General features: G+C 28.1%; 2 protein-coding genes and 1 pseudogene. All 3 read left to right on the top strand.

The window, feature by feature from the left end:
* Positions 1 to 236 precede the first annotated feature (236 nt).
* The gene (locus MYPE_RS03635) at positions 237 to 4100 is read left to right on the top strand and encodes a DUF3713 domain-containing protein (protein ID WP_011077523.1); all 3864 of its coding nucleotides are present in this window, start codon (positions 237 to 239) and stop codon (positions 4098 to 4100) included.
* 21 nt (positions 4101 to 4121) lie between these two features.
* Positions 4122 to 7868: pseudogene (locus MYPE_RS03625) on the top strand (DUF3713 domain-containing protein).
* A 31-nt stretch (positions 7869 to 7899) separates the two neighbouring features.
* Positions 7900 to 11823: a DUF3713 domain-containing protein gene (locus MYPE_RS03620; RefSeq protein ID WP_011077520.1), complete on the top strand. Its 3924-nt coding sequence runs from the start codon at positions 7900 to 7902 to the stop codon at positions 11821 to 11823.
* The last annotated feature ends 132 nt before the right edge of the window (positions 11824 to 11955 follow it).

Here is an 11955-nt window from a genome sequence, read left to right as displayed (position 1 = left end):
TAGTAACTTATAACATTTAATAAAAGATAGAGTCAATTGAAGTAACTCTATCTTTTTATATTTTTAAATATTTAAAATACTTATTTATATAATTTCTATTTAATCAGAAAACATTAAATGGACTTTTGACTTAGACTTATTTTTTTGTTAAACTATGGTAAATTTTAACGATTGAGCACTATGAGTGCTATTTTATAATTTTAATAAATAAGAACAGAAAGTTTGGTAATTGAAAAATGGCTAGAAAGTTAATTAATAAGAAAAGAATTTTAAAAACTCTAGGAATATTATCTTTTGGTATAGTTCCTATTGTTTTGTCTTCTTGTTCTTCTACTAGTACTTTAATTTCTAGAACTGTATCTAAAAATGATGGTAGTTTATTTGAAACTTATACTACATTAAAAGAACAAGCAAACTATGCATTGAATAGTGATACTGGAATGAAAGAGTTCTTAAAAGGAATTACAGATGACTTAATTCTTAATTGATTATATAGATTAAGCCAAACTTCTAATGTTAGTTTTTCTAACTCATATAACAACCAAAGAACACAAATTAATGAAGATTATAAAGATTTAGTAGACTCTTATAAAAAGACTCACGGAAGCTCTTGAGCTTTAAAATTTCAACAAGAGGTTTTAGATCCAGTAGGTGGAACTGAAGATGCTTATAAAAAAGACAAATGACATTCATGAGCTACTAGTCAATTTGAAACTTATTTATTTAATACAGATTATTTAACTTATAAAGATGCTAATGGAAATATAGTTGAACAAAGTCAATTAAGTTCAAAAACTGTAAGTGACTTATATACTGCTTTAAAAAATCAGAATTTTCAATTTGCAGTTCCAACTTCAAATACAAATGATTATGATGCTCAATATGCTAAGTTCATGCAATACATTTGAGATCAATATGTGCAAATTGAAAATCCATATGTAGTTAATATGTCTTTATGAAAGTATGGAACACCAACTCAAGGTCTTGGTAGTTTATATACACATGCTGAAAGTACTACAACTACACAAAATGAAGATTCATCAAATAGTGATTCATCATCAGGTGAAGATTCAGGTTCAACAACTACTACAAATACAGGAAGTTATATTTACCCATATTTTGGTAATGATTCATCAACTTCTTCTACTTCTGCAACTGGTACTTTAACTAAGTTTGCAAATTTTGTTAGTGCTGCAAATTCAGTGAGTGAAAGTGATGTAACATTGCCATCAACAGGTAATAATAGTTCTTCTCCTACTTCATCCAAAGTCAAAATCCCTTTCAAATCAACATATGACTCAGATGGGTATGGATTATTATATATTCCTAATTCTTATACTGATGACTCATCAACTTACATTCTTGCTAAAAACACTTCTATATATAGTGATCTATATATAGAGTTTGCTGCTGCAAGTAGTTATCTATTCTGGAGAAATAGTGGGATAACAGGCACTGATGTAAATATGGAAGCTGCTACAACTGGTACAACTTCTGGTAATTATGGAATTCCTTCAATAGATAAAGAAATTGAAAAAGATATATCAAATTCATCTGTTACATCTGATCCTACTTCATGAGTTGACTCAACAACAGGATTAGATAAGTTAACAGGTCAGTTTGTATCTACTGCAGACATATTTACAGGTTCAAGTGGTAAAAGCTATGAGCTACAACTAGATAAATCATATGTTAACCAAATTATTAATCCCAACGGTTCATTAAAAAGTTTATTAAATAAAGATTTATATGTAGTTGATTCATTTATTCCTAAAAATAACAATTTAACTAATTTCATGATGTTAAGAAACTCAGCTGGAGTTCATGCAATTTCAATTGATGGATATTATTATGTTAATGGTGCTTCAGAAGCTAAATCTACTTTAACTACAGCTGAAAAGAAAAAGAGAGCTGGACAAGTAGTTTTATTTAGATCTTTATACAATAATTTAACTAATAAAAACAATGGTGAAAGTGACTACAGTTTTTCAATTGATGTACAGAGTGAATTAAAAACTTTCTATACAAATAACCTAACATGATTAATTTACAATTATGCACAACAAACAGATCAAACATTATTTGATATGAAAGCTTTAACTTCATTATCAGATTCAGAAAAAACATTAGCAACTTCAATTAACAATTACTTACATGAAATTTCTTATTATACAAAAACAGATGACTATAACAAAGCTTTATACAATGGTAAAAGTACATATAGTGCAAATTATGGAATTGATGCATATAAAAATGGTTTAGCAGCTCCTTGAACTTACCAATCATTTACTGATACTGATTCTAATAAATATGATTCAAATCCAATTATTTCATTCCAAGTAGGAGCAACTGCAAGTATTGTAAAAAATCCTTTTGATACTACAACTACATCAAGTGCTTTAAACTATGATGGTTCAACTTATGTTTCTAACACTAGTTTAAAATCTTCAGTTACTGCATTAACAAATAACTTAAATGTATTAAGCAATGTATCATTTGAAGGTTTTAGATATTCTCAATATATTTACTCTAATCTATCTTATGTAAATTCAGCTATGAATGCTTTTGCTTCAGAGGGATCTAACTTAGCTAATTTAGTTAAGATAAATTATTTAAAGAGATATGTAAGTAATTATTTTGATGAATCTACATTGCAATTTAAAACAGGTCTTTCACAAGTTAATAATAAAGATTTAACTGAAAATCTTAACTATGGTTTATCAAACTTCTTCTTTAACTCTACCTTTGATGCTAGTACTAATAAGTGATTAAAATTCAGTGCAGCTGATACTGAATCATGAAATAAAGTTGTAGAACAAGCTCAAGGTGCTACTAACAAACAAAAAGAAGAATTGAAGAATTATAAAGTTAAACTTTGAAGACAAGAAAATCAAGTTTTAACTTCAACAGCAATTAGTAACTATTTGAGTTTATATACAACAGTTGCTTCAATAGTTTATTTATTGAATGATAATGCAAATTACTTTATGAATTATCTTTCTAACCAAATAACAGTTGGAAGCACTAGTTATATTGCATGACAAACTTCTCAAAATACAACATTAGAAAAAGAAGCTGGAACTTCTGCAACTGCTTTATTAAGTGCAAGTGTATTAAAAAGAAATATTAACAATAACTTTGTATCTTCTTATATTGGTGGAGAAAACTTGTATACTTCTAGTGGTAATTTAACGGTTACTTATGAAACAGATTTAAATAAATCTGGATGAACAGATACTAAAAGTCCTAATGTTGGTGGAAAATCTTCTTATCAAGATTCAACTACTGCAACTTCATATTATTCAATATCTAGCAATATGTTAGGTTTCTTAGGTTTACAAACAAGCTCTAGTAATTCTTTAAATTCTTTAATTACAGATAGAATATTTACAAACTTATCAACAGACAATCCTAATGGAACTGGAATTTTATATGGATATGGTAACAGCTATGATTCATTAATTAGTTATGTACAAAATATAACTAATATCAGTTCTATAAATACTATTGCAAATGATTTAGCATCAAAACTAAAACAATCATCTTTAAAACAAGTTGCAGATGATAGAAAGCTATCTTTAAGTCAAAAGAAAGAAAGAATAGTTACTGCTTTAACTAATTTAAGTACTAATTCATCTGAATCAATTAGAGATGTATTTAAATCAAGAAATGGAATAGTAACTGGAGATCAAACTTCAGAAAATAATGCACAAGGATTAATTACAGATTCTGCTAATCCTAGCACTCAATTCTCTTCATATGTTATTCAAATTAATAATAATGATGTTTCATCATTAAGTAGTTTCATTACAGTATTAAGTAATAACAATGGAGGAGCAAGTAGTGGAAGCACTCCAACTAAAGAAGATAATGCTTATGATATTTTCTCTAACTTAGTTGTTCAACAAGCAGTTAATACAACTTTACAAAGTACTATTTTAAATTTAATCATTGCTTCACAAGGTAAAATTAATGCATATGATGTAAGATTATTTACATCTCTTGGGCCACAATGATTAGCTAACTGAAAAGTTACAAATGGATCTTCATCTAGTTCATCAGGTGATAGTGGTAGTGGAGATTCTTCATCAAGTAGTTAATGGAAGTTAAGGGTATAGATTATGAAAAGAAAGAATATTAGAAAATTAATGTCTATGTTATTTACAGTTGGTGGAGTTATTACTGTACCTGCTGTTTTAACTTCTTGTAGTTCAATTTCAAGCGATTTATTAAATGAACTTGTAAGCAAGGGAAATGGTTTAAACATTGCTTCTAATACTTCATTAGCTGATGTTGTGAAGTATTCTTTAACAACTAGTACTGGTAATAAAAAATGATTATCTCAATTAGTAAATCAAGCAATTTACAATTGATATAATCATTTATCAAGTTCATCTAGTCAATCAAGTGAAAGAGCAGGGTATTCTAGAATTTTAAATACTCAAACTAAAACTATTAATGATGACTGAAAAGATACTTATGATTCTTCTAGAAAAAGTGAAGGAAGTAACTTTAATTTAAAATTTCAACAAGATACTTTAGATCCAAATGGTGGAACTGAAGATTCTTGAAAAAGACAAAAATAATTGGATTGAGCAAGTTCTACTTTCTCAACTGATCTTTTTGCTAATTTATATTTATCGGTAACTGATAGTAATGGTAACTATGTTAACCCTACAGTTGAAATTCTTCAACAAGCTTTAGAAGAAAGTTCTAACACTTCTGGTTCATACAAGTTTTCATTCTCTTCAAATGCTTTAAACAAATCTGTAGATACCTATGTAGCTAGTGAATATGCAAGTTTTCAAAAATTTATTTTTGATCAATGAGTTCAATCTGAAAACCCATTCATGATTAACTATGTTCAATGAAGTTACTCAAACCCTGAAAGTGGATTGGATGCAGTTTATAACAAAGATGCAATTGGAATGTCTGCAACTAGTACTACTGCATCTGCAAGTTATACTTTCCCATACTTTAATAACACAAAAACAAATGATGCAAATAGTAGTGTTTTAAAATTTGAGAACTTTATTAATGATGGTACAAAAACCGCAAATGCTTATGCAGATGTTGGAACTAAATCAATAAGTTTGGGGTTAACAAATTTAAATAGAACAGGTTTATATTCAGATGATACTTCAGCTAGTTATAAGTTAGTAATTAACACTAGTTCTTATAGCGACTTACAAGCTCCTTTAGCATTAGGATCAACATATTTATTTGATACAGCATTTACTACTTCTACAACCGGTGGCAGTGGTTCACAACAATCAACCACAGGAATTGATTACACAGAAAGAAGTAAGTTAACAAAAACTGCAAGTACTAATACTTCTACAGGTTCACTTGATCCAATTACTTCTAACTTTATTGTTGCAGATAAAGAAACTTTAAAGAACTCTACTTTAAGTGCTAGTGGTACACCAAGCAATGGAACTACTTATATACCTCATACTCAAATTGCTGATACTCTAGTTAAAAAGATATTATCTGATAATGCTTATACAAGTTTAACAAGTACAACAGGTGGAAGTAATAATAACTATAATTCTAGCAATGGCCTATATGCAATTGATGCATTTATTCCATCTAATACAAACTTAAACAATGTTTTATTTTTAAGAGACTCAACTGGGGTTTATGCAATAACTTTAGATGGTGAAAGTTATATTGCAAAAGCAACATCATTAAGTGATGCAAAAACTAGAGCAGGTAATGTTGTTTTATATAGACACTTACAAAATAAAACAAATTCAAATGCAGGACTATCAATTGATTTATCATCTAGTTTAAGTACATTCTTTACTAACAATAAAGATTGATTAGTTTATAAATATGCTACTACTCAATCAAATCAAAAACTTTTTGATTTTAACTTCTTAAGTGAGAGTGCAAGAAATGTATTAAGTGATTTATCAAATTATTTATACATAGTTGATAGATATCAAAGAATTGAAGCTTATCAAGAAGCAGTGTATTCTAACAAAGCTACATATTCTGGTAACTATGGAACTAAAACAGTATTAAATGGTTTTGCTTCACAATTCCCTTATACTTTTACAGATAGTGCAAATAGCTCTTCTGCAACAATTGGATACTACAAACAGTTAAGTACTTTAAAATTAGAAAATCCATTTGGAACAAGTGATTCATCAGTTGGTAATTACTTTACAACTGATCCATATGATACAACTAGTGGAATTTATAAAAAATTAAATGATGGTATTATAACTTATGTTAATTCATTGTCCATAAATCCATTAACTTCTTCTTTTGCTGGTTTTCAATATAGTGAATATATTCTTACAAATGACTTCTTTTTAAACCAAGCTATATTAGCAGTTGGCAGTGATGGTAATTTATTAAGTGATTTAATTAAGAAAAATATATTAGTAAGTTCTATCCAAGAAAAACATAGTGGTGCATTAACTAGTACTGATTACATGAATTATGATTCATATCAAGTAAAAAGTTATAGTAGTTCTGTAGGGAATTCAAATAGTTCAAGTGAAGATGTATCTCAATATATTAATAGTGCATTATCTAATTATTTCTTTAATTCAACATTTGATAGTAGTTCGAATAAATGAGTTAGATTAAAGCAACCTGTATACACAGATTATAGTGATGGAACTAAATCAACTTACCAAACACTTTCATACACTAATCTAGATACATATAGAAGAGATATGTGAGTAAATGGTAATTTAAGTTATACAAGTTCTAGTGCTGATAACTATGTATCATTCTTAACTGTGTTAGCAACAATTGATTATTTACTAGATAATGGTGGTTTAAATTTCTTAAGCCAATTATCTTCAAAATTATCTGATAGTGATACTAATTTATCATTCTTAGTTTGAGAAGGAAGCTCAGATGGTAATTTAGAAACAGGTAAGGATATAGCTAAAACAGGTTCTTCAACTTCTAGCACTGCTACTTACCTATCTGATGCAACTAAGTTATTGTATGGTGATTCAACTGATAATAAATACACAATTACAAATGTTGCTAACTCTCAATCTTCTGCATATTATCCAAGTAAATCAAATACCAATACATATGTAGAGAACAATAACAACAATTCAGCTTTCACAGATTCTACAACTTCATCAAATTATTATACTCATGTTGCAGATATGAAGAGTTTCCAAGGAATTCAAACAAATACATCTTCTTCAAACATTTCTTCATTTTTAACTACAACATTGTTTACTAGCCCTACAACTTATAATGATAGTAAAACTGGATTATTATATGGATATGCTAGTGATAGAGAATCACTTGCAAATCAGGTTGGAGAATACTCTGATTCTCAAGCAGTAGCTTTTGCTAGTACAATATCAAAATTATTTGGAATTGATACCTCAAGTGTGACTAATGGTAGATCATTAGCTTCAATAATAAGAACTGATAAAACTAATATACCTGAAGCTGCATTCCAACCAAGAAATGGATACATTAATAGTGGTACATTTTATAAAGATGCTTCAGATAGTGTAAATAATGTTAATTATGGTTCTTATGTTTTACAATTATCTAGTTCTAATTTAAGTAGCACAAATGCTTTTATCACTTATTTACAACAAAGTTTTAACTCTAATGATCCTGCTACTAAACCAAATGGATCAGCAACTCCTGGAACACCAAGTACAACAAATAACAATGCTGAAAATCAAGCTAAAAGTGTATTCTGAAACTTAGTAGTTCAACTAGCAACAGACTCTTCAGTACAAGGAACAGCAATATCAAGTTTATTAACAAATACTACAAGCAATAGAAAAGTAACTGTATATGATGTTAGATTGAATAACCAATTAGGTTCAAGATGAGCATCAAATTATAAAGATCAATCAAGTTCTTAATTTAAAAAACAATACAAAAGGAAAGATTACAATGAAAAGAATAAATAATAAATTTATTAATAAAACCAAAAAAGGAAAATTATTAAAATATGGATGAACTTTAGGATTAGGAGTAATTCCTGTAATTGCTTCTTCTTGTGGGGTAAGTTCTACATTAATTAAAAATTCTTACATTGTTACTGGTGATCAATTCACTAGTAATCTTTCACTTTCTAGTATTGCTACAAAATCATTACAGTCAACTAGTGGGATGTCTGCTTATTTAAAATCAGTAGTAGACAGAATTCTTTACAACTGATTAGTTAATTTAGGTAATAACAACAGTGAATATAAAACACTATTGGATAACAAAAGAAATTCAATTAATAACAGTTACAATGATTCAGTAAAGTCTTACAAGAAAACTCATGGAAGTAATTGAGAACTTAAGTTTCAACAAGAAGTTTTAGATCCAAATGGTGGGACAAAAGAAGCATATATAAATAGTCAATTATATTCTTTTGCTAGATCTACTTTTACTGACAAATTATTTTCTACTTTTTATTTATCAATTTATGATACTTCAAAAAATGAAGTAGTAATTTATCCTACAAAAGAGAATATTTTGGATGCATTAAAAAATTCATCAGGAATTACTAATAATGGTACAAATGCAAATCAAAATTTAAGATTTAAATTTGATAATAAAGTTGATTTAACTGCTGATGCAAATGAAGAACCTAATAAATCATTTGCAGCATTCCAAGATTACATTTATCAAAAATATGTAGAATATGAAAATCCTTATATTGTTGACAATGTTCAATGAAATTATTCAACACCAAGTGGATCTGATGGAATAAATTCACTTTATAAAATTCCAACTAATAGTTCATCTGGAGAAGGTGATTCAAATAGTGGTGATTCTTCAGGAAATTCTAGTGGAGACTCATCTTCTGGTGGAAGCACAGCTTCAACAAGTTCTTTTGTAACAAGAAGATCAAATTCTACAAGTGAAGCAGTACCAACTGCAGATGATGACTCTTCTTCTGGGGATAGCGGAGATTCTGATAGTGATAGTAGTACAACAACTACTGCAAATTCAGGTAGTTATGCTTTTCCATATTTTGGCAATGAAAATGGTACTAACAGTTCGTATGGTACAGTTACTAAATTTGTAAATTTCTTAAATGGTTCTTCAACTACAAGTAACTATATTACAAATACTGATACTGGTTTAAAAAGTATTGATAAGATTCATACTGATGGTGACTCAACTTTAAAACTAGTAAAAAATAGTACAATATTTAATGATCAAAGTGCAGAGTATGCTTCAGCTGTATCTTATTTGTATGGTGTTTTAAGTAGTACAAATGGTACAACTAATGGCACATCACAAATGACTGATATAAAAGGTCAAATTACACACAATATTGATCTAACTTCAGCTACTAATGGTTTAGACTACATTACTTCAAATTTTGTTTCAACTAGTAATTTATATACAAGCTCAAGTGGTTCAACACCTAGTATTAATTCATTATTGTTACCAAAAGAATATCTTTCTAACATTATTAATCCCAATGGTTCTTTAAGTGCTTTAAGTTCAAATAACTTATATGTCGTTGATAACTTTATTCCAGGAACTATAAAGACTAGCAGTTCTTCAACTGCTACTGGAAACCCTTTAGATAAATTCATGTTCTTTAGAAGTTCAACAGGAGTTGAAGCTGTATCAATTGATGGAAGTACAGTAATTGAAAAAGCAACAACAGTAAAAGATAAAAAAGCATATGCTGCTAATGTTGTTTTATATAGATACTTTATGGGCTCTGAGGGTCACTCAAATTTCACAATAGATTTAAGCTCAGAATTATCAACATTCTTTAGCTCAAATATAGATTGATTAATTTATCAATATATTAATGAAGGAACTAATTTTGCAGGTATTGATGGAACTTCAACTTCTCAAACAATGTTTAACTTAAGTGAAATCAGTGCAAATGACCAAACATTAGCTAGAGCAATTTCATTCTTTGTTCCAGCATCAACTTATTACAATAATATTTATTCAGCAGCTGAAAAAATGTATGCTGCTAAAAAGACATATAACCAAAATTATGGATATAGTGTTTATAGTAATGGGTTAGCTTCAAACTTTAATTACAACTATGGACAATCTACTGACGCTCAAAACAATTATGTAAATCCAAATATTTTTTATGAAAACACATTAGTTGCAGCGACTGCAAATAGCCCTTATTTAACAACTGCAACTTCTAAAAATGTTAATGCTACTACAGGGTCATCAGGCACTAGTGGTTCTTTATACCAACAAGTACTAAATAGCATAAGTAGTGTTGTTAGCAACATTAATAAACAAGATGCAGATTATAATAGATACACTCAATATTTATATTCAACTAACTATTATGTAAATGCAGCAATGACTTCAGTATTATCTAATACTGGATATGTATCTGCAGAAATTCAAAATCCTATTTTAAATAACTATATTGGTAGTTTTTATTCAGTAACAAATGGAAGTAATAGAAATAGTTTTTCTTTATCAGCAAATCCTTTTAGTACCAGCAATTCTTCTGATAGTACTAGCACAGGTGAACTCCAAACATACTTACAAAATGCTATGTATAATTTCTTTTTCTTAAGCAATTATACTGGTGAATCAAATAGTTTAATTTCATTTGGTGCAACTACAAATACTAAAAGCAGTTCTTCAATTTCAACAAGTAATAATGCAACAAATCTTTTAGGAAATATAAGAAGTTATAGTTTTGATCTTTGAAATGATAACAACTCTAAAGATATATCAACTCAAGCATCTAATTACAATACTTTATATAGAACAGTTGCAAGTATTAAATATCTATTAGGAACTGATTTATCTAACTTCTTACAATATATGAGAAGTTATGTAGGTAATGAAAAAGCATATGTTGCATGACAAAATTCTGAGAATACAAATGTTGGTGCTTTGAAAACTGGAACAACTACATATACAACGCCAACATCTCAAAGTTTAATAACACAATCTAATTTATCAATAAATACTAATAATGCAATTTATGGTAACTATGTTGGTAAGAGCCCTTACACTTCTTCTTCAAGTGGTGGAGGATCAACTTCAAGTCCAGCTAATGCTTATAACTTAGACACAAACACTTCTTATCAATCAAGTATTAATACAAGTTATTTTTCAATAACTTCTAATTCATTTACTAGTAATGGAAGTAGTGGTGGAGGATCTAACTCTTCAGTAAATACAGGATTTATGGGATTACAATTATCTTCATCAAATAGTTTACCTTCAGATGTAGCTAATGCATTATTTACAAAACCATATGATTATAATATTGGAACTACTGGTGTGTATTATCAATATGGTACTAAAGAAAATTTAAAATCAGAAATTACAAATACTATTACATTAGCTAACCTTACAACATTAGCTACTAATTTAGATTCATTAACAAACTATGCTCATAACCTTACTGGAATTATAAATAGTACTAAATCTTTAAATGAAAAGAAAGCTGATTTAATTAATGTAGTTGATTCATTAAGTGAAGAAGAATTCAAACAATTTAAAGGTTATGTTGGAAATTCTGTAACAAGTGGTAGCACTACTACAATCAATTCATATTCATCTGATGCAACTTCAGTTGCTAAATATGGAACATATGCAATTGAATTAAAAGCAAGTGACTTTAATTCTTTAAGTTCATTACAAACTGCACTTGGTGCAAGTAGTGGAAATGCAGAGTCATACAAACTAGCAGATGAAATTATATGTAACTTAATTGTTCAATATGCTTCACAAGCAAATAATCAAACTTATTGAATTTCAAATATTGTTGGAAACAACAAAATTAATATCTATGACATTAGAGCATACAATGCAATTTCAAGTGATGGAATTACTTGAGTTAGAAACTTTAAAACAATATCTAAATAAAAAGATTTAAAGTTAATTTTTTTTAAAAGATAAGAGACAAACTCTTATCTTTTTTTATTTTTCAACATTTTTTATTATTAAAATCTTTTTATATTTGTGTATGATATATTATTATATTGTTTTGTGAAATTC

This window comes from Malacoplasma penetrans HF-2 (genome assembly GCF_000011225.1).
In the GTDB taxonomy this organism is placed as follows: domain Bacteria; phylum Bacillota_I; class Bacilli_A; order Mycoplasmatales; family Mycoplasmoidaceae; genus Malacoplasma; species Malacoplasma penetrans.
The sequence above is the reverse complement of the archived record's forward strand: the minus strand, read 5'-3'. Positions and strand labels throughout refer to the sequence as shown.